The 22749-nt window shown below is 71.7% G+C and carries 22 protein-coding genes; 17 read left to right on the plus strand and 5 right to left on the minus strand.

Annotated elements, in window-relative coordinates:
* Positions 1 to 166: 166 nt before the first annotated feature.
* Both AB0E07_RS34915 and AB0E07_RS34920 read left to right on the plus strand, forming a co-directional pair.
* A complete protein-coding gene (locus AB0E07_RS34915) occupies positions 167 to 844 on the plus strand; it encodes a methyltransferase domain-containing protein (protein ID WP_362261081.1) in 678 nt (225 codons plus the stop codon).
* A gap of 307 nt (positions 845 to 1151) precedes the next feature.
* Entirely contained in the window at positions 1152 to 3869 is a 2718-nt protein-coding gene (locus AB0E07_RS34920; protein ID WP_362261083.1) for a SpoIIE family protein phosphatase, read from the plus strand.
* Between the two features lie 42 nt (positions 3870 to 3911).
* Here AB0E07_RS34920 and AB0E07_RS34925 read toward each other — a convergent pair whose 3' ends face one another.
* Both AB0E07_RS34925 and AB0E07_RS34930 read right to left on the minus strand, forming a co-directional pair.
* The gene (locus AB0E07_RS34925) at positions 3912 to 4733 is read right to left on the minus strand and encodes a DUF1963 domain-containing protein (RefSeq protein ID WP_362261085.1); all 822 of its coding nucleotides are present in this window, start codon (positions 4731 to 4733) and stop codon (positions 3912 to 3914) included.
* A 24-nt stretch (positions 4734 to 4757) separates the two neighbouring features.
* Complete coding sequence (locus AB0E07_RS34930) at positions 4758 to 5417, minus strand: MSMEG_1061 family FMN-dependent PPOX-type flavoprotein (protein WP_362261087.1); 660 nt, start codon at positions 5415 to 5417, stop codon at positions 4758 to 4760.
* 476 nt (positions 5418 to 5893) lie between these two features.
* On the opposite strand from AB0E07_RS34930, the gene AB0E07_RS34935 reads away from it, so the two are divergent.
* The 13 genes from AB0E07_RS34935 to hypE all read left to right on the plus strand — a co-directional run bounded on the left by AB0E07_RS34935 (position 5894) and on the right by hypE (position 18943).
* Positions 5894 to 6976, plus strand: coding sequence for a hydrogenase expression protein HypE (locus AB0E07_RS34935; protein WP_362261089.1), 1083 nt, complete (start codon positions 5894 to 5896; stop codon positions 6974 to 6976).
* A gap of 81 nt (positions 6977 to 7057) precedes the next feature.
* Positions 7058 to 8842: a nickel-dependent hydrogenase large subunit gene (locus AB0E07_RS34940; RefSeq protein WP_362261091.1), complete on the plus strand. Its 1785-nt coding sequence runs from the start codon at positions 7058 to 7060 to the stop codon at positions 8840 to 8842.
* Positions 8839 to 9393: a hypothetical protein gene (locus AB0E07_RS34945; protein ID WP_362261093.1), complete on the plus strand. Its 555-nt coding sequence runs from the start codon at positions 8839 to 8841 to the stop codon at positions 9391 to 9393. The genes AB0E07_RS34940 and AB0E07_RS34945 overlap by 4 nt, the downstream gene beginning before the upstream one ends.
* Entirely contained in the window at positions 9390 to 10061 is a 672-nt protein-coding gene (locus AB0E07_RS34950) for a DUF5947 family protein (RefSeq protein ID WP_362261095.1), read from the plus strand. The genes AB0E07_RS34945 and AB0E07_RS34950 overlap by 4 nt, the downstream gene beginning before the upstream one ends.
* Positions 10058 to 10696, plus strand: coding sequence for a DUF6084 family protein (locus AB0E07_RS34955; protein WP_362261097.1), 639 nt, complete (start codon positions 10058 to 10060; stop codon positions 10694 to 10696). Before AB0E07_RS34950 ends, AB0E07_RS34955 begins: the two co-directional genes overlap by 4 nt.
* Positions 10693 to 12090 carry a hypothetical protein gene (locus AB0E07_RS34960; protein WP_362261099.1) on the plus strand — a complete coding sequence of 466 codons (1398 nt, stop codon included), beginning with the start codon at positions 10693 to 10695 and terminating at the stop codon, positions 12088 to 12090. The genes AB0E07_RS34955 and AB0E07_RS34960 overlap by 4 nt, the downstream gene beginning before the upstream one ends.
* The gene (locus tag AB0E07_RS34965; protein WP_362261101.1) at positions 12087 to 12593 is read left to right on the plus strand and encodes a hydrogenase maturation protease; all 507 of its coding nucleotides are present in this window, start codon (positions 12087 to 12089) and stop codon (positions 12591 to 12593) included. The genes AB0E07_RS34960 and AB0E07_RS34965 overlap by 4 nt, the downstream gene beginning before the upstream one ends.
* 282 nt (positions 12594 to 12875) lie before the next feature.
* Entirely contained in the window at positions 12876 to 13280 is a 405-nt protein-coding gene (hypA, locus tag AB0E07_RS34970) for a hydrogenase maturation nickel metallochaperone HypA (RefSeq protein WP_362261103.1), read from the plus strand.
* A 2-nt stretch (positions 13281 to 13282) separates the two neighbouring features.
* Positions 13283 to 13978, plus strand: coding sequence for a hydrogenase nickel incorporation protein HypB (hypB, locus tag AB0E07_RS34975; protein WP_362261105.1), 696 nt, complete (start codon positions 13283 to 13285; stop codon positions 13976 to 13978).
* Positions 13975 to 16383, plus strand: coding sequence for a carbamoyltransferase HypF (gene hypF / locus AB0E07_RS34980; protein ID WP_362261107.1), 2409 nt, complete (start codon positions 13975 to 13977; stop codon positions 16381 to 16383). The genes hypB and hypF overlap by 4 nt, the downstream gene beginning before the upstream one ends.
* 10 nt (positions 16384 to 16393) lie before the next feature.
* Positions 16394 to 16714: a HypC/HybG/HupF family hydrogenase formation chaperone gene (locus AB0E07_RS34985; protein ID WP_362261110.1), complete on the plus strand. Its 321-nt coding sequence runs from the start codon at positions 16394 to 16396 to the stop codon at positions 16712 to 16714.
* Complete coding sequence (gene hypD / locus AB0E07_RS34990; protein WP_362261112.1) at positions 16711 to 17865, plus strand: hydrogenase formation protein HypD; 1155 nt, start codon at positions 16711 to 16713, stop codon at positions 17863 to 17865. Before AB0E07_RS34985 ends, hypD begins: the two co-directional genes overlap by 4 nt.
* A gap of 37 nt (positions 17866 to 17902) precedes the next feature.
* Positions 17903 to 18943, plus strand: a complete 1041-nt coding sequence (gene hypE / locus AB0E07_RS34995; RefSeq protein WP_362261187.1) for a hydrogenase expression/formation protein HypE — start codon at positions 17903 to 17905, stop codon at positions 18941 to 18943.
* 6 nt (positions 18944 to 18949) lie between these two features.
* On the opposite strand, the gene AB0E07_RS35000 is transcribed toward hypE, so the two are convergent.
* Both AB0E07_RS35000 and AB0E07_RS35005 read right to left on the minus strand, forming a co-directional pair.
* Positions 18950 to 19183 carry a hypothetical protein gene (locus tag AB0E07_RS35000; RefSeq protein ID WP_362261114.1) on the minus strand — a complete coding sequence of 78 codons (234 nt, stop codon included), beginning with the start codon at positions 19181 to 19183 and terminating at the stop codon, positions 18950 to 18952.
* A complete protein-coding gene (locus AB0E07_RS35005; RefSeq protein WP_362261116.1) occupies positions 19167 to 19418 on the minus strand; it encodes a DUF6400 family protein in 252 nt (83 codons plus the stop codon). The genes AB0E07_RS35000 and AB0E07_RS35005 overlap by 17 nt, the downstream gene beginning before the upstream one ends.
* Positions 19419 to 19650: 232 nt before the next feature.
* Here AB0E07_RS35005 and AB0E07_RS35010 point away from each other — a divergent pair, with 232 nt between their 5' ends.
* Positions 19651 to 21378, plus strand: coding sequence for a phospholipid carrier-dependent glycosyltransferase (locus AB0E07_RS35010; protein ID WP_362261118.1), 1728 nt, complete (start codon positions 19651 to 19653; stop codon positions 21376 to 21378).
* 134 nt (positions 21379 to 21512) lie between these two features.
* The gene (locus AB0E07_RS35015; protein WP_362261189.1) at positions 21513 to 21938 is read left to right on the plus strand and encodes a VOC family protein; all 426 of its coding nucleotides are present in this window, start codon (positions 21513 to 21515) and stop codon (positions 21936 to 21938) included.
* A gap of 32 nt (positions 21939 to 21970) precedes the next feature.
* Here the strand turns inward: AB0E07_RS35015 and AB0E07_RS35020 are convergent, their stop codons facing one another.
* The gene (locus tag AB0E07_RS35020) at positions 21971 to 22729 is read right to left on the minus strand and encodes a DeoR/GlpR family DNA-binding transcription regulator (protein ID WP_362261121.1); all 759 of its coding nucleotides are present in this window, start codon (positions 22727 to 22729) and stop codon (positions 21971 to 21973) included.
* Positions 22730 to 22749 lie beyond the last annotated feature (20 nt).

Genomic DNA, 22749 nt, shown 5'->3' on the forward strand with positions numbered 1-22749 from the left:
CTGACCGCCCCGCGACGGCTGACCGCCCCGCGACGGCTGACCGCCCCGCGACGGCTGGCCGCCCGGCGGCGCAGCCTGGGCGCGCCCCTGGTACGTACCGGCCTTCGTTTTGCCGGATCGGCAACGGAATTGGCCCACCCGAGCGCCCATCGGCGACGGTGGACCCGTGACCGAGAAGACTGCGGCAGGATCCGCCTCCGAAACCCCCTCACCCGTGGACGGCTACGTCGGCGATCCCGCGGTGCGCGCCGAGTGGGACAGCCGATACACCGAGCGTCAGCAGCTGTGGAGCGGCCGCCCCAACGGCGCACTGGTCGCCGAGACGGCGGGGCTCACGCCGGGGCGGGTCCTCGACGTCGGCTGCGGCGAGGGCGCGGACGCCGTCTGGCTCGCCCGGCAAGGCTGGGACGTGACCGCGCTGGAGGTCTCGGGCGTGGCGCTGGAGCGGGCGGCCGGGCACGCGCGGGACGCCGGTGTCGCCGTCCGCTGGGTTCACGCGGCGCTCACCGAGGCCGCGCTGCCGCGGGCCTCCTTCGACCTGGTCTCCGCGCAGTACCCGGCCCTCCTGCGCACCCCCGACGCCGCGGCCGAGCGGGCGCTGCTGGCGGCCGTCGCACCGGGTGGCGTGCTGCTGCTCGTCCACCACGCCGGTATGGACACCCACGGGGCGCACGACGGTGGCTTCGACCCCGCCGACTACGTCTGGCCCTCGATGGTCGCCGAGCTGCTCGACGGCGACTGGGTGACCGAGGTGGACGAACAGCGTCCACGGGTGATGCCCGAGGGCGGGGCCGGCGCGCACCACACGGACGACGTGGTGTTGCGGGCACGCCGACTGCGCTGAGGCCCCCGGATTGCCGGCGGTCCCGATTGCGCTGAGGGCCCCGGATCACCGGCGGTCCCGGCCGCCGCCGCTGTGAGGCCGATCGCCGAGGCGACCGGCTGGACTGCGATGCCCGTGCCGGGCCGTAGCGAGGAGGTCCGCGGAACCGGGGTAAAAAGGGCCTATGACGCGATTCCGCCCAAGGTCCGACTCCTCGGCCGGGTTCCGGCACGACGGGGCCGATCCGGAGCGCACGGGTGGTCGGGAAGAGGCGGGCGGCACAGGAGGGGTCCGACGCGGCTGGCGGGAGGTGCGCCCCCTCCTGAGCATGCGCAGCGTGGTCGGACAGATGTTCCTCTTCCAGGTGGCCACCGTGCTGCTGGTGGCCGCCCTGGCCGTCGTCCTGCTGGTCGCGACGGTCCACCACCAGACCGTCAGCGCGGCGACGGATCGCTCGGTCGGCGTCGCGGAGGCCATCGCCCGGTCCGCCGGAGTGCAGCAGGCGCTGAGGTCCTCGGACCCCACACGGACGCTGCAACCGCAGGCCGAAGCCGTGAAGGAGGCGGCCGACCTCGATTTCGTCGTCATCGTCGGCGCGGACGGCACCCGCTACACCCAGTCCGACCCCGGTCTGATCGGCACCAGGATCACCTACCCCGCGGACCTGGAGGCACTGCGCACCGGCGAGGCCGTCACGGGGCGCAACGAGACCGGTACGGCCAGCGCCGTTCGCACCTTCGTGCCGATCAAGGACAGTGACGGAACCGTGCTCGGCGGCGTCGCCGTCGGTGTCCGTATCACCAGCATCTCGGAAGAGGCCATGGGGCAGCTGCCCGCGCTGCTGGCCGTCACCATCGGCGCGGTACTGGTGAGCACGGTGGGCGCGGTACTGGTCGGCAGACGGCTCCTGCGCCAGACCCACGGCCTCGGCCCGGCCGAGATCACCCGGCTCTACCGGCATCACGACGCCGTGCTGCGAGCCGTCCGCGAGGGAGTCGTCATCGTCGACGCCGACCGGCGGCTCCTCCTGGTGAACGACGAGGCCGCCCGGCTGCTGGACCTGTCCCCGCACGCGCAGGGCAGCCGGGTGGACGAACTGGGGCTGACACCGCCCGTCCACGAGATGCTCTCCTCGGGACGCGAGGCGACGGACGAGGTGCATCTGGTCGGGGGACGAGTCATCGCGGTGAACCAACGGCCCCTCGAACGCCACGGGGGCGGGTCCGGCAGCGTGGCCACCCTGAGGGACTCGACCGAGCTGAGGACGCTGTCCGGCAGGGCGGGGCAGGCCCGCGAGCGCCTCAGGGTGCTCTACGAAGCGGGCATCGGCATCGGCACCACCCTCGACGTGACGCGTACGGCCCAGGAACTGGCCGAGGTGACCGTGCCGCGGTTCTGCGACTACGTCACCGTCGACCTCGCCCTGCCCGTACTGAGCGGCGACGAACCGACCGGCACCGAGCGGACACTGCGCCGGGTCGCGATCCGGGGCGTCGACGCCGCGCCGCTCAGACCGGTGGGGGACACCATCGCGTACGAGCCGCCCGAGGAGCGGAGGCCCGGCATGGGCGAGGGGCGGGGTGTGATCGACGCGGACCTCCGAGCCATCCGGGGGTACATCCCCGGATACGTCCCCGGCTTTGGAGCCAAGGCGTCCGGGCGTGCCCGGAGGGTGGTCGACCACGGGATCCACTCCCTGATCACGGTCCCGTTGTCGGCGCGGGGTGTGGTGCTGGGCGTCGCGGGCTTCTGGCGGTCGCGGAAGCCGGAGGCGTTCGACGAGGACGATCTCGCCCTGGCCGAGGAGATGGCAGCCCGTGCGGGCGTCGCCATCGACAACGCACGCCGCTACACCCGTGAGCACGCGATGGCCGTGGAACTCCAGCGCAGCCTGCTGCCGGCGACGCTGCCCGCACCCACCGCGGTGGAGGTCTCGCACCGCTACCTGCCCGCGGAGTCGGGCGACGTGGGGGGCGACTGGTTCGACGTCATCCCGCTCCCCGGCGCTCGGGTGGCGCTGGTGGTCGGCGACGTCGTCGGCCACGGCCTGCACGCCGCCGCCACGATGGGTCGGCTGCGCACCGCGGTGAACACCTTCTCCGCACTGGACCTCGGGCCGGGCGAGCTACTGGCCCACCTGGACGAACTCGTCACCCGCATCGACATGGACGAGGCCCATGGCGACGACGGCCGGGGCATCACCGGCGCCACCTGTCTGTACGCCGTCTACGACCCGGCGTCGGGACTGGCGACCGTGGCCCGGGCCGGCCACCCCGGACCCGCGCTGATCACTCCGGACGGGCGCGTCGGCTACCCGCGCATCCCGGTGTCGCCGCCACTGGGCCTGGGAGGAGCCGAGCCCTTCGAAGCGGCGGAGTTCCGGCTCGCCGAGGGAAGCGGCCTGGTCCTGTTCACGGACGGCCTGGTCGAGGACCGGAGCCGGGACATCGACACCGGCCTGCGCCTGCTGCGGGACGCCCTCGCCGACCATCCGGAACGGAACCCGGAGGACACCTGCCGTGCGGTCTTCGACGCCGTACTGCCCGCGAACGCCCGCGACGACGCCGCGCTCCTCGTCGCGCGCACCCGGCTCCTGGACCCGGAGCGGATCGCCCACTGGGACCTCGAACCCGACCCCGCCGCGGTCGCCCCGGTCCGTGCCGCCTGCGCCGAGAAGCTCCGCGCGTGGGGCCTGACGGACATCGGCTTCGCCACGGAGCTGATCCTCTCCGAACTGGCCACCAACGCCGTGCGCTACGGAGTCCCGCCGATCACCGTCCGCCTCCTCTACGACCGGACCTTGATCTGCGAGGTGTCCGACGGCAGCAGCACCTCACCGCATCTGCGCCGGGCGGCGGACACCGACGAGGGCGGACGCGGCCTGTTCCTCGTCGCCCGCTTCGCCCAGCGCTGGGGCACTCGCTACACCCCGCGCGGCAAGGTGATCTGGACCGAACAGGCCTTGCACGAGGCCCCGGACACGGGCACGGAGGAGGCCGGCGAGGACGAGATCCTGAACCAGTGGGGCGACGACGATTTCCTGTGACGACCTGTCAAGACACCTGCCTCTACGGGCAGTCATGTGCCTCTAGGGGCAGTCATGCCGATGAGCGAACGGACGCCCCGGGCACGTACGGCACTCGAAGACGTACACACCACCCAGGTCGCCCAGGACCAACCCGGGCCCCTCGGGCGACGCGGAGCGATCCTCCACAGGAGTCCAGGCTCGTCGCGACAGGGCGTCCGCTTCGGTGCTCGCGACGGTCAGCAGGTGCTCCATACGCCCCCCGCAGCCGACGCAGTCCGGCCACGCCGGTTCCTGGCACCAGCCGGGGTATCCGCCCCACTTGGTGCCGGGCGCGGTGGACAGATGGCTCTGGTAGTCCCAGCCCGTCTCCTGGTCCAAGTCCAGGAACCGGAACTCCAGTTCGTCCCACAGCTCGTCGTCCAGGTCCCAGTAGGGGTACTCCGTGACACGCTCCGGATGGACGACGCAGGGACGCGGGACGTAGTTCGCCCACGGCTCGGCCGGCGCAGGCGGCGTCTCCCGTACCGCCCGGACCTCGCCTGCGCGCCGCCACCGGACTTCGGGCAGGGCCCAGCGCGACCCACCGTGCTTGCGCGGGCACCACAGCACTTGGAGCAGATCGCAACCGTCGGGGAACGGGACGACGTCGGGAACGCCGTCGCGGTAGAGCTGGACGACCGGCACCATCGGCTCCCCGTCGTGCTCGGAACACACGGGCCAGTCCTCGTCGGCCGGCCACAACAGCGGCCCGCCGACCGAGCTTTCCCGAAACGTCGGCGCGCCGACCCGTGGATGCAGCCGGACGGTCTCCCGGCGCAGAGGTGCCACCTCGGGGAACAAGTCCTCCACGTCCACGGGGCGCGGCGGTGTACGGCGGGTCATGTCGGCCCCTACTCGTATCGGCCCCTACTCGTAGCGGTACTTGAGCGAGTCCGCCTCGACCTGCTCGATGTCGGCGATCGTCAGCCCCGGCATCCGGAGCTGGGCCAGTGTCACCTCGGCGGAGGTCGGCTGGGCGTCGGCCGGCAGCCACTCCTCCGGCTTCCACGCCGCGCTGCGCAGCAGCGACTTGGGACAGTGCGGGTACACCTCCTTGATTCCCACCACCAGCGCGCTGGCGGGCGGCTTGCCCACGGCGGTCAACTGTGACAGCAGCTCCGGCCGCGTGGAGACGCAGGCGCGGCCGTTGACCCTGAGCGTGGTGGTGCGCCCCGGGACGACGAAGAGCAGTCCGGCCCGTCCGGTGGCGACGATGTTCCGCAGGCTGTCCAGCCGCTTGTTGCCGGTCGCGTCCGGTATCGCCACCGTCCGTTCGTCCAGGACGGCGACGAACCCGGCGGGACCGCCGCGCGGGGAGACGTCACAGTTGCCCTCGGCGTCCACGCTGGCGACCAGGACCAGCGAGGAGCACTCGATCAACCGTCTGGTCTGTTCCGTCAGTTCGGTCATCTGCTTGCGCAGGGCCCCGTCCTTCGGGAGTTCGTAGACCTGGCGCAGCGCCTCCTCGTCGGGCACGGAGTCGAGGCGGAGCAGGTCGAAGGCACTGCCGGTGAGATGCGTCGTCATGCCCCGACCCTACGGCTTGGGCGGAACGCGTCGTTGGCCGTGCGATGCCTGAGATACGCCGGGGCAGTCGAGACGGATCGCTCCGATGCGGGCGCCTTGGAGAGCCGCACGCCGACCGCCCTCGCGGACAGAGTTTCGACGAACCGCGTCCACTGGGTCTGCCCCCCTATGGTGACGTTCCGTAGCTGTCCGACGTCGGCCCTGATATCGGCCGGTCCCTCTGGCTGTTCACCACCAGGTTCACCCGTTCGGCCCCGGCCCGTCACCTCGTGATGCTCGTCGACCCCGGACCGCAGTCGACGCAGGCCAGACCGTGAGTCGCGGCACCGGCCGATCCGGCTCCCTCGTCCCCGCGCGCGCTCCCCCGTCCCGCCCCCCGGACGGCCCACGTGCGAGCGCGGCCGGATCGGTCGACTGTTAATCAAGACCTAGGCATGAAATACGGCCTGTGCCCGACCCCTCCGCAGGAGGCGACCATGAGCGCAGTACAGCCGGCCCCGGCCGAGGACCAGGGCGCCGCACCCGGCAGCGAAGAGAAGCCGATCCACATCCTCTGGATCAACGCGGGTCTCAGCTGCGACGGCGACTCCGTGGCCCTCACCGCCGCCATGCAGCCCAGCATCGAGGAGATCGCCCTCGCGGGGCTGCCGGGGCTGCCCCGGATCGCGGTCCACTGGCCGCTGATCGACTTCGAGTGCGGCCCGGTGGGCGGCGCCGACACGTTCATCGAGTGGTTCTTCAAGGGGGAGCGGGGCGAGATCGACCCGTTCGTGCTGGTCGTCGAGGGATCGATCCCGAACGAGGCGATCAAGCAGGAGGGTTACTGGAGCGGCTTCGGTGACGACCCGGAGACCGGTCAGCCCATCACCACGAGCGAGTGGGTCGACCGGCTGGCGCCCAAGGCGCTCGCGGTCGTCGCGATCGGCACCTGCGCCACCTATGGCGGCATCCACGCCATGGCCGGAAACCCGACCGGCGCCATGGGCCTGCCCGACTACCTGGGCTGGGACTGGAAGTCGCAGGCCGGCATCCCCATCGTGTGCGTGCCGGGCTGCCCCATCCAGCCGGACAACTTCGCGGAGACGCTGACGTACTTGCTCTACCAGGCCGTCGGCTCCGCGCCCATGATTCCGCTGGACGACAAGCTCCGTCCGACCTGGCTGTTCGGCGCGACCGTCCACGAGGGCTGCGACCGCGCCGGCTACTACGAGCAGGGCCAGTTCGCCTCGACGTACGACTCGCCCAAGTGCCTCGTCAAGCTCGGGTGCTGGGGACCGGTCGTCAAGTGCAACGTCCCCAAGCGCGGCTGGATCAACGGCGTCGGCGGCTGTCCGAACGTGGGCGGCATCTGCATCGCGTGCACCATGCCCGGCTTCCCGGACAAGTTCATGCCGTTCATGGACGAACCTCCCGGCGGCAAGGTCTCCAGCACCGCCAGCGGCGTGTACGGCTCCGTCATCCGCCGGCTGCGGACCATCACGGCCAGGACCGTGGACAAGGAGCCGAAGTGGCGGCACACCGGCGAGCGCATCACCACCGGCTACCGCCCGCCCTGGTGACCGCGGCCCCACCGGACCCAGCCCCCCATCCATCTCACTGTTCGCGAAGTCGAAGAGCTCACGAAGGGCACCGCAACGACCATGGCATCTCCGACGAAGACGACGGGTGACGGCTCCGGACTGGTGGAGATGGCGTGGGACCCCATCACCCGGATCGTGGGCAGTCTCGGCATCCACACGAAAATCGACTTCAAGCAGAAGCGCGTCGCGGAGTGCTACAGTACGTCCTCCGTCTTCCGCGGCTACAGCGTCTTCATGCGGGGCAAGGACCCCCGCGACGCGCACTTCATCACCAGCCGCATCTGCGGCATCTGCGGCGACAACCACGCCACGTGCTCGGTGTACGCGCAGAACATGGCGTACGGCGTGAAGCCCCCGCACCTCGGCGAGTGGGTCATCAACCTCGGTGAGTCCGCGGAGTACATGTTCGACCACAACATCTTCCAGGAGAACCTGGTCGGGGTCGACTACTGCGAGAAGATGGTCCGCGAGACCAACCCCGGTGTCCTGGAACTCGCCGAGCGCACCGAGGCGCCGCACGCCGCCGAGCACGGCTACCGCACCATCGCCGACATCATGCGCTCCCTGAACCCCCTCGAAGGCGAGTTCTACCGCGAGGCGCTGCAAGTCAGCCGCTACACACGGGAGATGTTCTGCCTGATGGAGGGGCGCCACGTCCATCCCTCCACGCTCTACCCCGGAGGCGTCGGCACGGTCGCCTCCGTCCAGCTGTTCACGGACTACATGAGCCGCCTCATGCGCTACGTGGAGTTCATGAAGCGCGTCGTCCCGCTCCACGACGACCTCTTCGACTTCTTCTACGAGGCACTGCCCGGCTACGAGGAGGTCGGCCGCCGCCGCGTCCTGCTCGGCTGCTGGGGTGCCCTCAACGACCCCGAGCACTGCGACTTCACCTACGCCAACATGACCGACTGGGGACGGAAGATGTTCGTCACCCCGGGTGTCGTCGTCGACGGCAAGCTGGTGACCAACGACCTCACCGAGATCAACCTCGGCATCCGCATCCTGCTCGGCAGCTCGTACTACGAGGACTGGGAGGGGCAGGAGCAGTTCGTCACGCACGACCCGCTGGGCAACCCGGTCGACCCGCGCCACCCGTGGAACCAGCACACCATCCCGGCCCCGCAGAAGCGGAACTTCGACGACAAGTACAGCTGGGTGATGTCCCCGCGCTGGTTCGACGGCAAGGACCACCTGGCCCTGGACACCGGCGGCGGCCCCATCGCGCGCCTGTGGTCCACCGCCCTCTCCGGCCTGGTCGACATCGGCTACATCAAGGCCACCGGGCACAGCGTCGTCATCAACCTGCCCCGCACCATGACGAAGCCGGAGACCACCTTCGAGTGGAAGATCCCGAAGTGGAGCAACGCCCTGGAGCGCAACCGGGCGCGGACCTACTTCCAGGCGTACGCGGCCGCGGTCGCCCTGCACTGCGCCGAGAAGGGACTTGAGGAGGTCCGCGCCGGCCGCACCCAGACGTGGGAGAAGTTCGAGGTGCCGGAGGAGTCCATCGGAGTCGGCTTCACCGAGGCCGTGCGGGGTGTCCTCTCGCACCACATGGTGATCAGGGACGGCAAGATCGCCAACTACCACCCCTATCCGCCCACTCCGTGGAACGCCTCCACCCGGGACACCTTCGGAACTCCCGGCCCGTACGAGGACGCGGTGCAGAACACCCCGATCTTCGAGGAGAACTCTCCGGAGAACTTCAAGGGCATCGACATCATGCGCGCCGTGCGCAGCTTCGACCCCTGCCTGCCGTGCGGCGTGCACATGTACACGGGTGAGGGCCGGACCGTGAAGCAGATGCACGTGCCCACCGGCCTGAGCGGTCTGGCGGGATGAGCGCGGCCACCGCCGAGGAGGCGGGCCGGCGCATCGAGGAGGTCCTGGACCGGCTGGCGGAGAAGGGCGACGCCGACGCGTGCGCGGCGGCGGAGGACGTGGTGCGCGTCCTCATGGAGTTCTACGGCAGCGGCATCGCCCGCATCGTCGACCTCCTCGGCAGCCCGGCCGCCCGCGGGTCCACCGACCCGCTCGGCCCGCTGCTCGGCGACGAACTCGTCGCGAGCCTGCTCAGCCTGCACGGACTGCACCCCGAGTCCACGCCGACCAGGATCGGACGCGCCCTCGCCACTCTGCCGCAGCCGGTGGAGAACGCCGGTTTCGACCCGGCGACGGGCGTCCTGCGGCTGCGGGTCACCGCCTCCGGCGGCTGCGGCTGCTCCGGCACACAGGACTCCGTCCGGCAGGCGGCAGTGGACGCCCTCGCCTGTTTCGCGCCCGAGGTCACGGGCGTGGAGGTGGAGGGCGCCCCCCGCGAACCGGTACTGCTGCAGATCGGCACCCGTCCGTCCCTCGCGGGCGCGGACGGCCGTCCGGCGGACGCGCAGTGAACGGGCTCCCGGTCAACGCGGAGCCGCGGCCCCCTGCCGGGCCGCGGCTCACGGGCCTGCGCCGGTTCACCACCCCCCGCCCGCCCCGCGAGGAGCGCTGCGAACTGTGCGGCGCGCCGCTGGCCCCCGCGGAACGTCACCCGCATCTCGTCGACACCGACCAACGGGCCCTGGTCTGCGCCTGCGGGCCCTGTGCCCAGCTCATGGACCGCTCCGCCACCTCCCCGGGACGGTTCCGGTCGGTCCCCGGCCGCTTCCTGCAAGACCGCGGCCACCGGATCGACGACCGGGCGTGGGAGTCGCTGCGCATCCCGGTCTCGGTGGCCTTCTTCTTCCTCAACTCCGCACTCGAACGGCCCGTGGCCCTCTACCCGAGCCCCGCGGGAGCCACCGAGAGCGAACTCGACGAAGACGCCTGGCAGTCCGTCCTCGACGCCACCCGGCTCGCCGCCCACCTCGAACCCGACGTGGAAGCGCTGCTGCTGCGCCGCCACGAGGGCCGCACCGAGTGCTACCTCGTGCCGGTCGACCTCTGCTACGAACTCGTCGGCCGTATGCGACTGCACTGGCAGGGTTTCGACGGCGGCGCCGAGGCACGGACCGACCTCGACGCACTCTTCGCCCATGTCCGCGAACTGGCGCGGGAGTTGCCGGAGAACGCGCCATGACCGACTTCGCCTTCAGCTGCATCGGCGTGCGCTCCGACGCCTACGCGGCCGGCCCCACGCTCGTGTTCCGGCTGCGCATCACCGCCACCGAGGGCACCCGGGTCCACGCCATGGCCCTGCGCTGCCAGTTGCGCATCGAACCCGCCCGGCGCGGATACGACGACCACGAGGCCGCGGCCCTCGGTGACCTGTTCGGCGAGCGCTCCCGCTGGGGCACCAGCCTCAACCCGGTCCAGTTCGCTCAGGCCGCGGTCATGGTGCCCGGCTTCACCGGCGCGATCGAGACCGACCTCGTCGTGCCGTGCACGTACGACACCGACATCGCCGCCGCCCGCTACTTCCGTGCGCTGTCCGACGGCGATGTGCCACTGCTCCTGCTCTTCTCCGGCACCGCGTTCACCGGCCCCGGAGGCTTCCACGTCGAACCCGTGCCCTGGGACAAGGAGGTCTCCCACCGCATGCCCGTGAAGGTGTGGCGGGAGATGATCGACCAGCACTTCCCCGGCTGCGGATGGATCCGTCTCCCGGGCGAGGTTCTGGACGTCCTCCTCGCCTACCGATCCAGCCGTGCCCTGCCGTCCTGGGAGGCCACCGTCGCGTCCCTGCTCGAATCGGCGGGGGAGAGGACACCATGACCACCGTCGCCTTCACACCGGGAACCGAGGCGCGGTTCGCCGTCGCCCGGCACGTCGCCGACGCCGTCCTGTTCGAGGGGTACGTCCTCTACCCCTACCGTGCGTCCGCCGCGAAGAACCGGCTCCGCTGGCAGTTCGGGGTCCTGGTGCCGCCGTCCTGGAGCGCCGCCGCCGAGGAGCACGACCTCCAGCTCACCGAGTGCCTCATCGAGCCCAGGACGGGCGCCGAACTCGCCGTCGAGGTCCGCTTCCTGCGCGCCCAGCGGCGTACGGTCGAGGAACTCCGCGCCGACAAAACCTTCGCTCCGGCCCGCGAACTCCGCCTGGCCGACCGGGTTCTGGTGCCCTGGGACGAGGGCGTCGAGGAGCGCGTCACCCTCGTCGTCCCGGTCGGCGACCTGCGGGGCGACGGAACGGCGCTGCCCTTCACCCGGACCGCGGCCGAAGAGGTGGAAGAGGTCACCGACGCCGACGGACGCGTCCTGGGCCGGCTCGTACGGCGCCGCGAGGAGATCAGCGGCACGGTGCGGATCTCGACGTCCGAACTCGACGGCCCGTACCGTGTCGAGCGCCTCTCGGTCACCGTGGAGAACACCAGCACCTGGACCGCCGAGCCGGTCGCCGACCGTCACGCGGCTCTGCCCCACTCGCTCGTCGCCACGCACACCCTGCTGCGCATCGACGGCGGCGCGTTCCTGTCGATGACCGACCCGCCGGAGTGGGCCAGGGGCGCCGTCGCCGCCTGCCGCAACCTGCACACCTGGCCCGTCCTCGCGGGCGAACCCGGCCACGTCGACCTGATGCTGTCCTCGCCGATCATCCTCGACGACCACCCCGCCATCGCACCCGAGAGCCCCGGAGCCCTGTACGACGCCACCGAGATCGACGAGATCCTCGCCCTGCGCACGGCGGCCCTCACCGACGAGGAGAAGCGGGAGGCCCGGGGCACAGACGCCCGCGCCGCCGCGGTGATCGAGCTGGCGGACACCATGCCCCCCGAGATCCTCGAACGTCTGCACGGCGCCGTACGCAGCCTGCAGGGCGTCACCGGCCCGCCGGAGCCGACGAGGAACATCCTCGAACCGGAGACGCCCTGGTGGGACCCGGGCGGCGACACCGGCGTCGATCCGGGCAGCGACCACGTCCTCGTCGACGGACGCCCGGTCCGCGCCGGCAGCAGGGTCGTCCTGCGCCCCCGACTGCGCCGCACCGATGCCCAGGACCTCTTCCTCGACGGACACCGCGCCCTGGTGGAGGCGGTTCTCCACGATGTCGACGGCGGCGTGCACATCGCGGTGACCGTGGAGGACGACCCCGGCGCCGACATCCGCCGCGAACAGGGCCGGTTCCTCTACTTCCAGCCCGACGAGGTCGAACTCCTGGAGGCGCCGTGAGCGGCGCCGCGCCCAGGACGCTCGTCGCGGGGGTGGGCAACATCTTCCTCGGCGACGACGGTTTCGGCGTGGAGACCCTGCGGCGGCTGCCCCGCGAGGACCTGCCCGCTTCCGTCGAACTCGCCGACGTCGGCGTCCGCGGCGTCCACCTCGCCTACGAGCTCCTCGACGGCTGGGACACCCTCGTCCTGGTCGACGTCACCGCGCGCGGCGGAGAACCCGGGACGCTCTATCTCCTCGACGTCTCGACGGCCGAAGGCCGCGGGCCCGGGACGGAGCACGCTCCGCTCGACGGCCACCGGATGACACCCGACGCCGTCCTCGCCCTGCTGGACACCCTGTGCGCCGGAACCGGGGCCGTGCCGCCCCGGCGGATTCTCGTCGTCGGCTGCGAACCGGCCTGCCTCGAAGAGGGCATCGGGCTCAGCCCGCAGGTCGAAGCGGCCGTGCCGGAGGCGGTGCGCATGGTGACCGAACTGGTCGGCCGGCCAGCCGTCGTATGAACACCGAAACGGAGAAACCCATGCACCGCAACGTCCTCGGCGCCGCAGTCGCCGCCACCGCAGCCCTGGCCGTCGCGGCCGTCGTCGTGGGAGTCCTCCCCGACATCCGGCGCTATCTGCGCATCAGCAGAATGTGACGCCCGCTCCCTCGACCCGGCTCGGTGCGGGGGCGCCCGAACGGACGACAGCGTCGGCCCGCCCCGGCGTGCCGGGCGGAAACCCCGCCGCCGCCCGTCCTGTAATGGCGCCCGGGGAACAGCCCCGCGCCGAGGACGGAGAGCGATGCACGAGATGTCCCTCGCGGTCGCCGTGGTCGACCAGGTGGAGACTGCGGCGCGGACCCGCGGAGCCACCGGTGTCACCAGCATCGAGCTGGAGATCGGTGAACTGGCCGGCGTCGTCCCCGACGCGCTCGCCTTCTGCTTCGAACTCGCCTGCGCCGGAACGGTCGTCGAAGGCGCCGAGCTGATCACCCGGACCATCCCGGGCACCGCGCGCTGCGATGCGTGCGCCGAACTCTGGACGGTCGGCATGCCGCCGCGCCTGCTCTGCCCCAGCTGCGGTGCCGCGGCCGACCAACTCGTCTGTGGCCGCGAACTCCAGATCCGGCAGGTCCGCTGGACCGAACCGGCACGTTCCGGCCCGGCACGTGAGGGACATCGCCAACCGATCACCGAGGAGAGCTGACCATGTGCCGAGCCGTCGACCTGCAGCGTGCCGTCCTCGCCAAGAACGAGGCCGCGGCACAGATCCTGCGCACCGAACTGACCGCCCGGGGAACCACGGTGGTCAACCTGCTGTCCAGCCCGGGAAGCGGCAAGACCGCCCTGCTGGAGCGTGAACTGCGGCTCGCCGCGGACCGGGACATCACCGTGGCCGCGCTCACCGCCGACCTGGCGACCGAGAACGACGCCCTGCGCCTCGCCCGCTCCGGGGCGCCCGTCCAGCAGGTGCTCACCGACGGCCTGTGCCATCTGGAGGCCGACATGGTCGCCCGGCACCTGCACGACTGGCTGCCGGAATCCACCCGGCTGCTGTTCGTCGAGAACGTCGGCAACCTCGTCTGCCCCGCCGGCTACGACCTGGGTGAGACGCTCCGCGTCGTGCTCGCCTCGGTCACCGAGGGGGAGGACAAGCCGCTCAAGTACCCCACCGCCTTCGGTCTCGCACAGCTGGTCATCGTCACCAAGACGGACATGGCAGAGGCGGCCGAGTTCGACGAGCGGGCGTTCCGCGCCCATGTGGAGCAGGTCAACCCCGGTGTGGAGATCGTCCTCAGCTCGGTGCGTGACGGTCGTGGCGCCGGCGCACTCCTCGACCGGGCCCTCGCCGCGGCCGAGGGCAATCGTGTCCACACCCCGGTGATGGCACAGGCCGGCGCGTGACCACGGTCCGGCCCGGCCCTCCAACGGGCTCTCGACGCAGTCGCGTTGTCGTCCGCGGTGTCGTGCAGGGCGTGGGCTTCCGGCCCTTCGTCCACGCCCTCGCCACCGGGCTGCGCCTGTCCGGCCACGTCACCAACACGGCGGACGGCGTCATCGCGGAGGTCGAGGGAAACCCCGCCGACATCGCCGCCTTCTGCGCCCGCCTCGCCCCCGACGCTCCGCCGCTGGCCCGCGTGGAGTCCGTCGAGGCGGCCGAGGTGAGCGCGAGGGGCGACGACGGCTTCAGGATCGTGCCCTCCCGCCAGGGCGGTGCCGTCCGCACCCTCGTCCCTCCGGACACCGCGACCTGCGCCGACTGCCTCGCGGAACTCGCGGACCCGGCGGACCGGCGTCACCTGCACCCCTTCATCACGTGCACCCACTGCGGCCCGCGGTTCACGATCGTCACCGGCCTGCCGTACGACCGCGTCCACACCACCATGGCCGGCTTCCCGATGTGCGAGGACTGCGCACGCGAGTACGCCGACCCCGCCGACCGGCGCTTCCACGCCCAGCCCGTCGCCTGCCCCCGCTGCGGCCCCGTTCTGCGCCTGGTGACCTCACCGCACGGTACGGACACGGCTGCTCCCTCCGCCATCTCGGACGACCCGATCGCCGCCGCGCGAGGGATGCTGGCGGCCGGTGCCGTCCTCGCCGTGAAGGGCCTCGGCGGCTACCACCTGGCCTGCGACGCGACCCATCCCGACGCGGTCGCCGCACTGCGCCACCGCAAGGCACGCGGCGACAAACCGTTCGCGATGATGGCCGCCGACCTCGCCGACATCGAGCCCCTCGCGCACATGGGCCCGCTCGAACGCGAACTCCTCACCGGCGCCGTCCGCCCCGTCGTCCTGCTGCGCCGCCGTGACGCCGGCCCGTCCCCCCTCGCCGTTCCGGTGCCGGAGGTCGCCCCCGGCAGCCCCGACCTCGGCTTCATGCTTCCGTACACCCCGGTGCATCACCTCCTCCTCGGCCTCGGCACGAGTGACCGGGAAGGGCCCCGGCTGCTGGTGATGACCAGTGGCAACCTCTCGGGCGAGCCCATTGTCACGGACGACGCCGAGGCACTGACCAGGCTCGCCGGCCTGGCGGACGCCTGGCTCCTGCACGACCGGCCGATCCATGTGCCCTGCGACGACTCCGTCGTCCGCGTCTGCGACGGCCGGCAGCTCACCCTCCGCCGCTCCCGCGGCTACGCGCCCCTGCCGGTCACCCTGCCCGTCGACGTCGCCCCCGCCCTCGCGGTCGGCGGGGACCTGAAGAACACGTTCTGCCTCGGCACCGGACGTCAGGCCTGGCTCTCCGCGCACATCGGCGACATGGACGACCTCTCCACCCAGCAAGCCCTCACCTGCGCAGAAGGGCAGTTGGAGTCCGTCACCGGTGTCACACCGGGGCTGCTCGCCGCCGACCGCCACCCCGGCTACCGGTCCACCCGCTGGGCCCGCGACCGGGCCGCGGGACGCCCCGTCGTGCCGGTGCAGCACCACCACGCACATGTCGCCTCGGCCATGGCCGAGAACGGCCTCGACGGAACCTTCCCGGTGATCGGAGTCGCCTTCGACGGCACCGGATACGGCCTTGACGGCGCCGTGTGGGGAGGTGAGTTCCTGCTCGCCGACTACGCCGGCTTCGAGCGGTTCGCACACCTGGCCTACGTGCCCCTGCCGGGCGGCGACGCGGCGGTCCGCCGCCCGTACCGCATGGCCCTGGCGCATCTGCGCGCCGCCGGAGTCGCCGCCCATCCCGCACTGCCGTGCGCGACGGCCTGTGAACCCGGCGAACTGCGCGTACTGGAGCAGCAGTTGGCGCGCGGACTGAACTGCGTATCCACCTCCAGCATGGGGCGCCTGTTCGACGCCGTGTCCTCCCTCGCCGGGATCTGCCACCACGCGGGCTACGAGGCGCAGGCCGCGATCGAACTGGAGGCGGCGGCCCTGCACGCGCCCGAGGTCGCCGAGGACGACCGGTACACCTTCCGGCTCGACCCGCGGCCGGCCGGCACCCCACTGACCGCGGACCCGGCGCCCCTGCTGACGGCGATCGCCTCCGACGTGGTCGACGGAATCCCCGTGGCCGTGGTCGCTGCGCGGTTCCATCATGCAGTGGCGCGGCTGGTTCGCGCGGTCTGCGCGGCGGCCCGTGACGAGACCGGTGCGGAGACGGTCGCGCTGACCGGGGGAGTGTTCGCCAACACGGTGCTCTCCTCGGCCTGCGCCGCGGGACTGCGCGAGGACGGTTTCACCGTGCTCCGCCATCACCTGATCCCGCCGAACGACGGTGGGCTCGCCCTCGGTCAGCTCGTCGTGGCCGCCCGGGTCACGGACGGGGCGGCCCCCGGCACCCCACGACGACAGAGTCATTGAGGAGACGCGCATGTGCCTGGCGGTACCCGGAAAAGTGCTGGACGTCGAGGACCGGGACGGCACCCGGATGGCCACCGTCGACTTCGGCGGTGTGGTCAAGGAGGTGTGCCTGGAGTACCTGCCCGACCTGAAGCCCGGCGAGTACGCCATCGTCCACGTCGGCTTCGCCCTGCAACGGCTGGACGAGGAGTCGGCCAGGAAGACGCTGGAGCTGTTCGAGACCCTCGGCATGCTCCAGGAGGAGTTCGGCGACCCGTGGGAGTCGGCCGCCGAAGCGACGGGAAACGAGCGGCCGGCACCCGAGGGCCTGGCCGGAGAGGTGCGGCCGTGAAGTACATCGAAGAGTTCCAGGATCCCGCGCTGGCCCGGCGGCTGCTGGACGAGATCCGCGCGACGGTGACCCGCCCCTGGGCGCTGATGGAGGTGTGCGGGGGGCAGACCCACACCATCATCCGGCACGGCATCGACCAACTGCTGCCGGACGAGATCGAGTTGATTCACGGACCGGGCTGCCCCGTGTGCGTGACGCCACTGGAGGTGATCGACAAGGCACTGGAGATCGCCTCCCGTCCCGGCGTGATCTTCTGCTCCTTCGGCGACATGCTCAGGGTCCCCGGGACCGGCCGCGACCTGTTCCAGGTCCGCAGTCAGGGCGGTGACGTCAGGGTCGTCTACTCGCCGCTCGACGCGCTGCGGATCGCCCGGCAGAACCCCGACCGCGAAGTGGTGTTCTTCGGCATCGGCTTCGAGACCACCGCGCCGCCCAACGCCATGACGGTCCATCAGGCCCGCAAGCTCGGCATCCGCAACTTCAGCCTGCTCGTCTCCCACGTCCGGGTTCCCCCCGCCATCGAGGCGATCATGCGTTCCCCCGACTGCCGCGTCCAGGGCTTCCTCGCCGCCGGACACGTGTGCAGCGTGATGGGCACCGCGGAGTACCCCGAACTCGCCGAACGCCACCGGGTTCCGATCGTCGTCACCGGCTTCGAACCGCTCGACATCCTCGAAGGCGTACGACGTGCCGTTCTCCAACTGGAGCGCGGCGAGCACACCGTCGACAACGCCTATCCGCGCGCGGTCCTGCCCGAGGGCAACCCCGCCGCCCGGGCGATGCTGGACGACGTGTTCGAGGTCACCGACCGGGCCTGGCGCGGTATCGGTGTCATCCCGGACAGCGGCTGGCGGCTGGCGGAGAAGTACCGTGACCACGACGCCGAACACCGCTTCTCCGTCGAGGGCATCGACACCCGCGAACCCGCCGAGTGCCGCAGCGGCGAGGTGCTCCAGGGCCTGCTGAAACCGCACGAGTGCGAGGCGTTCGGCACGACCTGCACGCCGCGCACCCCGTTGGGCGCGACGATGGTCTCCAGCGAAGGAGCCTGCGCCGCCTACTACCTCTACCGACGACTCGACCTCGGTACCCCGTCGCGGAAGTCCCCGGCGGTCGACTCCCCGGCTCTGGAGGGCAGTTCCGTTGTCTGAGCTCACGCGCGACACCCCCGGGACACAGGCGCCGGACATGCTGGCCTGGACGTGCCCCACCCCGCTGCGCGACCGGCCGCGCGTCGTGATGGGCCATGGCGGAGGCGGCGCCCTCTCCGCCGAGCTCGTCGAGCAGATCTTCGCCCCTGCCTTCGGCGGCCCCGCGCTCTCGGTGACCACGGACGCCGCGACCGTCGAACTCGGCGGCGCCCGGCTGGCGTTCTCCACCGACTCCTTCGTCGTGCGCCCCCTGTTCTTCCCCGGGGGCAGCATCGGCGACCTCGCCGTCAACGGGACGGTCAACGACCTCGCCATGAGCGGGGCCCGCCCCGCCTACCTCTCCTGCGGGTTCATCCTGGAAGAGGGGGTGGAGACCGAGGTCGTGGGCCGCGTGGCGGAGGCCCTCGGCGCGGCGGCGCGCGCGGCCGGCGTTCAGGTCGCCACCGGAGACACCAAGGTGGTGGAGGCCGGTCACGGCGACGGCATCTACATCAACACCTCCGGGATCGGACTGATCCCGCCGAGTGTCGACCTGCGGCCCCAACGCGTCGTACCGGGTGACGTGGTGATCGTCAGTGGCCCGGTCGGCGTACACGGCGTGGCGATCATGAGCGTGCGAGAAGGGCTGGAGTTCGGCGTCGAGATCGAGAGCGACTGCGCGCCGCTCGGCGGCCTCGTCGAGGTCATGCTCGCGGCCGCGGAGGATGTGCACGTACTGCGTGACCCCACGCGCGGGGGCCTCGCGGCCTCGCTCAACGAGATCGCGGCCGCCTCCGGCACCGGCATCGTCCTTGAGGAGCGGGCCGTGCCCGTGCCCGAACCGGTGGCGAACGCCTGTGCGGTGCTCGGTCTGGACCCGATGTACGTGGCGAACGAGGGCAAGCTGGTTGCTTTTGTTCCGCGCGCACAGGCCGACGCCGTGCTCGCCGCGATGCGTGCCCATCCGCTGGGTGCGGGGGCGGCTGTCATCGGTGAGGTCGTCGAGGAGCACCCGGGCATGGTCGTCGCCCGTACCGGTCTCGGCGGTACCCGCGTGGTGGACATGCCGCTGGGGGAGCAGCTGCCACGCATCTGCTGAGCAGACTCAGCCCCGCCCGCCACGACGGCGGTCACGGGAGGTGTCCAGGGTCCATGCGTGGGTGCAGTTCGGGCACTGAAGATGGACCCTGGGCCCCTTGTTGGCGATCAGATAGCGCCAGTGCTCCGAGCAGTTGCGGCGCTGGGCGCAGGGCTCGCAGCCCCGGGAGTCGTCGCAGCCGGGGCACGCGACCCAGGCTCGACGGGCGCGGTCCGCGTGCGGATCAATGGGAAGCCGCACGGCCCGGCTCCCCTCCGGGCAGAACCCCCGCCGCCACCAGCATGGAGTGGATCCGCCGCTGATCCTCGTCCAGGCCGGAGTAGAGGAGCTCGTGCGCGGCCTGTTCCTCCCGCAGCACGGCCACCGGGTCCCAGTCGGGCCCGAGCGCTGCCACGACCTCGGCCCGTCGACGGGCTTCCTCAAGGGTGAGGTCGATGGTGAAGGGGACGAGGTCGCGATCGGGGTCCTGGCTCATGAGGATTCTCTCGGCAGTGCTCGGTGGTGCGGATCGAACGTGGTCCGCCACGTCTACCAGAGGGGGAATCGCGCGGGGAAGGACGGACGTCACCCTCCGCCCGGCTGTGACACGTTTCACCGGCCGGCGGCCCGCGCGTCACCTGACGGCCGAGGCGGGGCACCCTCCTGAGTCGCCCCCGGGGCGGCGGCCCGCCTCCGCCGGTCCCGGGGGCCACCGCTAGGGTCGGGCGATGACCAGCAGCAGCGTGTCGAACGGCACCCGCGTCGGCCAGGGCACACCTCCGGCGAGGACGCCCGGCGACTGGCGGCACCGGCTGCGCCTGTTCGGGTACGTGGGTCCGGACGCCTCGACCGACACCCGCGAGCGACTTGTCCCTCTGTATCCCCAACCCCCTTACCGCTTGGGTCAGTTCATGGGGCTGAGCGCGGACGCCGTGCGCCGTGCGGCGAAGGTGATGGACTGGCTGGGCCCGGTGCTGGTGGGCCTGCTCGCCGCGGCGACGCGCTTCTGGCACCTGGGCCGGCCCAGGGACCTCGTCTTCGACGAGACGTACTACGCCAAGGACGCCTGGTCGATGCTGCGGCTCGGCTACGAGGGGACCTGGCCGAACCGCAAGGTCGCCGACCTGCAGGTCCTCGCCGACCCGCAGGTGATCCCCCTCTCCGACACCGGGTCCTTCGTCGCGCACCCGCCGACGGGCAAGTGGGTGATCGCGCTGGGGGAGGCGATGTTCGGCCTCACCCCGTTCGGCTGGCGCTTCATGACCGCCCTGCTGGGCGCGCTGTCGTTGGTCATGCTGTGCCGAATAGGCCGCCGCCTGTTCCGGTCCACGGCCCTCGGCTGTCTCGCGGGCGCGCTCATGGCGGTGGACGGCCTGCACTTCGTGATGAGCCGCACCGCCCTCCTCGACCTCGTCGTCATGTTCTTCGTCCTCGCCGCCTTCGGCAGCCTCCTGATCGACCGCGACCACGCCAGGGCACGCCTCGCCGCAGCCCTGCCCGTCGACGCCGGCGGCCGTGCGCGTCCCGACGCCCGCGTCGGCGACCGTGCCGGGACGGGACCGCGGCCCTGGCGTCTCGCGGCCGGCCTCTTCCTCGGGCTCGCCGCCGCCACCAAATGGAACGGCCTGTACTACCTGGCCTTCTTCATGGTCCTGACCCTGCTGTGGGACGTCGGCTCCCGCCGGGTGGCGGGGGCACGGCACCCGTACCGGGCCGTCCTGCGCAAGGACCTCACCTGGTCGGCCCTGTCCGTCGCGCCGGTGGCCGCGCTGACCTACCTCGCCTCGTGGACCGGCTGGTTCCTCTCCGACCACGCCTACGGCCGGCACTGGGCGGACGGCCGAGGCGGCACCTGGTCGTGGATCCCGGCCCCCCTGCGCAGCCTGTGGCACTACGAACACGCCGTCTACGAGTTCAATGTCGGCCTGGACACCTTCCACAAGTACGAATCGAATCCGTGGAGTTGGCTGATCGTCGGCCGTCCCGTGCTGTTCGCCTACGACTCGCCCGCACCCGGCACGGGCGGCTGCCGCGGCACGGCCGACTGCTCACAGGCGATCCTCGCCCTCGGCACACCCCTGCTGTGGTGGTCGGCCTGCGCCGCCCTGGTGTACCTGCTCTACCGGTGGGCCCTGCGACGCGACTGGCGCGCCGGGGGCGTCCTGTGCGCGGTCGCCGCCGGCTACCTGCCGTGGTTCCTCTACCAGGACCGCACGATCTTCAACTTCTACGCCGTCGTCTTCGTGCCCTACCTGTGCCTGGCCCTCGCCCTGACCCTCGGCGCCCTGCTCGGCCCACCGCGACACGGGAAGCGCCGTCAGGCCGGCGCGGTGGCCTCGGGAGCCCTGGTCCTGCTCATCGCCTGGAACTTCGTCTACTTCTTCCCGATCTACACGGGCCAGACCATCCCGTACGCCGACTGGCACGCCCGGATGTGGTTCAACACCTGGGTCTGACGGTGGGTCTGACGGCCCCGGGAGACATCGCCACGTTCGGGTGTCGAGAACGCGGCACCGGCTCCGTCCCAGAGGTAGCAGTAGTCGGAACGGACCCCGCGATCGAGAAGGAGCACCCCGTGGCGATCCAGAGGATGGACAACGTGGCCGTCGTCGTCGACGACCTGGAGGCCGCCGTCGCCTTCTTCACCGCACTCGGCATGGAACTGGAGGGCGAGGCCGAGATCGAGGGGATCTGGGCGGACCGGACCTGCGGCCTGGACGGAGTCCGCAGCGCCATCGCGATGATGCGCACCCCGGACGGCCACAGCAAGCTGGAGCTGACGAAGTTCCACGCGCCCGAGGCGATCACCGTCGGGCCGCCCCACCCGGCGCCCAACACGCTGGGCCTGCACCGCGTGATGTTCGCCGTGGACGACATCGACGACACCATCGCCCGCCTGCGCCCCCACGGCGCCGAACTGCTGGGCGAGGTGGCGCAGTACGAGAGCTACTACCGCCTGTGCAACCTGCGGGGCCCGTCGGGCATCATCGTGGCTCTGGCCGAACAGATCGGCTGAATCGTCCGGCTCCGGGGGATCGGGGCGGCGGGTCAGTCGGCCGTCAGGAGTTCGACCCCCAGTGCCGTGAGCTGTTCGACGACGGAGTTGTGCGGGTCCGCGTCGGTGATCAGACCGCTGATCTCGGCCCAGGCCAGGACGCGGTAGCGCGACGCGGTGCCGATCTTCTCCGACGAGGCCAGGATGTACGTGTCCGCGGCGCGGGCGGCGAGGGCGCGTTTCATCGCGGCCTCCTCGGCGTCGCCGGTGGTCAGCCCCGCCTCGGGGTGCACGCCGGTCACGCCGAGGAGGCAGACGTCGGCGGAGACGTTCTGCGTGGCCTCGACGGCGGCGGCACCGCAGGCGACCGCCGAGTGCTTGAAGATGCGGCCGCCGATCAGGAAGAGCTCCGCCCGAGGGTGGTCGACCAGCGCGGACGCGATCGTCGGGCTGTGGGTGATCACCGTGCAGGCGAGGTCCTGCGGGAGCGCCCGGGCCACGGCGAGGGCGGTCGTCCCGCCGTCGAGGATCAGTGTGCCCCCGGGCCGGACCAGCCCGGCGGCGACCGAGGCGACCTTCCGCTTGCCGTCGGGGGCGAGGGCCTGCCGGGCGGTGTAGTCCGCCACCGCCGGGGAGACCGGCAGGGCACCGCCGTAGACGCGCTGGCAGAGTCCCTCGGCGGCCAGCTCGCGCAGGTCGCGTCGCACGCTGTCCTCGGAAATGCCCAGGTCGGCGGCGACGTCCTTGGCGACGATCTTGCCCTCGCGAGCGAGCAGACCGAGCAGGTGGTCGCGTCGTTCAGCAGCCAGCATCCGTACTCTCTCCCGTTCTT

Origin of the sequence: Streptomyces sp. NPDC048002 (genome assembly GCF_040653275.1) — a bacterium.
Lineage (GTDB): Bacteria > Actinomycetota > Actinomycetes > Streptomycetales > Streptomycetaceae > Streptomyces.

Excerpts from the sequence above, each read along its gene's own strand:
- AB0E07_RS34920 (WP_362261083.1), top strand. The coding sequence starts at position 1,152 with ATGCGCAGCGTGGTCGGACAGATGTTCCTCTTCCAGGTGGCCACCGTG.
- AB0E07_RS34925 (WP_362261085.1), bottom strand. The coding sequence starts at position 4,733 with ATGACCCGCCGTACACCGCCGCGCCCCGTGGACGTGGAGGACTTGTTC.
- AB0E07_RS34930 (WP_362261087.1), bottom strand. The coding sequence starts at position 5,417 with ATGACGACGCATCTCACCGGCAGTGCCTTCGACCTGCTCCGCCTCGAC.
- AB0E07_RS34935 (WP_362261089.1), top strand. The coding sequence starts at position 5,894 with ATGAGCGCAGTACAGCCGGCCCCGGCCGAGGACCAGGGCGCCGCACCC.
- AB0E07_RS34940 (WP_362261091.1), top strand. The coding sequence starts at position 7,058 with ATGGCATCTCCGACGAAGACGACGGGTGACGGCTCCGGACTGGTGGAG.
- AB0E07_RS34945 (WP_362261093.1), top strand. The coding sequence starts at position 8,839 with ATGAGCGCGGCCACCGCCGAGGAGGCGGGCCGGCGCATCGAGGAGGTC.
- AB0E07_RS34955 (WP_362261097.1), top strand. The coding sequence starts at position 10,058 with ATGACCGACTTCGCCTTCAGCTGCATCGGCGTGCGCTCCGACGCCTAC.
- AB0E07_RS34960 (WP_362261099.1), top strand. The coding sequence starts at position 10,693 with ATGACCACCGTCGCCTTCACACCGGGAACCGAGGCGCGGTTCGCCGTC.
- hypA (WP_362261103.1), top strand. The coding sequence starts at position 12,876 with ATGCACGAGATGTCCCTCGCGGTCGCCGTGGTCGACCAGGTGGAGACT.
- hypB (WP_362261105.1), top strand. The coding sequence starts at position 13,283 with ATGTGCCGAGCCGTCGACCTGCAGCGTGCCGTCCTCGCCAAGAACGAG.
- AB0E07_RS34985 (WP_362261110.1), top strand. The coding sequence starts at position 16,394 with ATGTGCCTGGCGGTACCCGGAAAAGTGCTGGACGTCGAGGACCGGGAC.
- hypE (WP_362261187.1), top strand. The coding sequence starts at position 17,903 with ATGCTGGCCTGGACGTGCCCCACCCCGCTGCGCGACCGGCCGCGCGTC.
- AB0E07_RS35005 (WP_362261116.1), bottom strand. The coding sequence starts at position 19,418 with ATGAGCCAGGACCCCGATCGCGACCTCGTCCCCTTCACCATCGACCTC.
- AB0E07_RS35010 (WP_362261118.1), top strand. The coding sequence starts at position 19,651 with ATGACCAGCAGCAGCGTGTCGAACGGCACCCGCGTCGGCCAGGGCACA.
- AB0E07_RS35015 (WP_362261189.1), top strand. The coding sequence starts at position 21,513 with ATGGACAACGTGGCCGTCGTCGTCGACGACCTGGAGGCCGCCGTCGCC.
- AB0E07_RS35020 (WP_362261121.1), bottom strand. The coding sequence starts at position 22,729 with ATGCTGGCTGCTGAACGACGCGACCACCTGCTCGGTCTGCTCGCTCGC.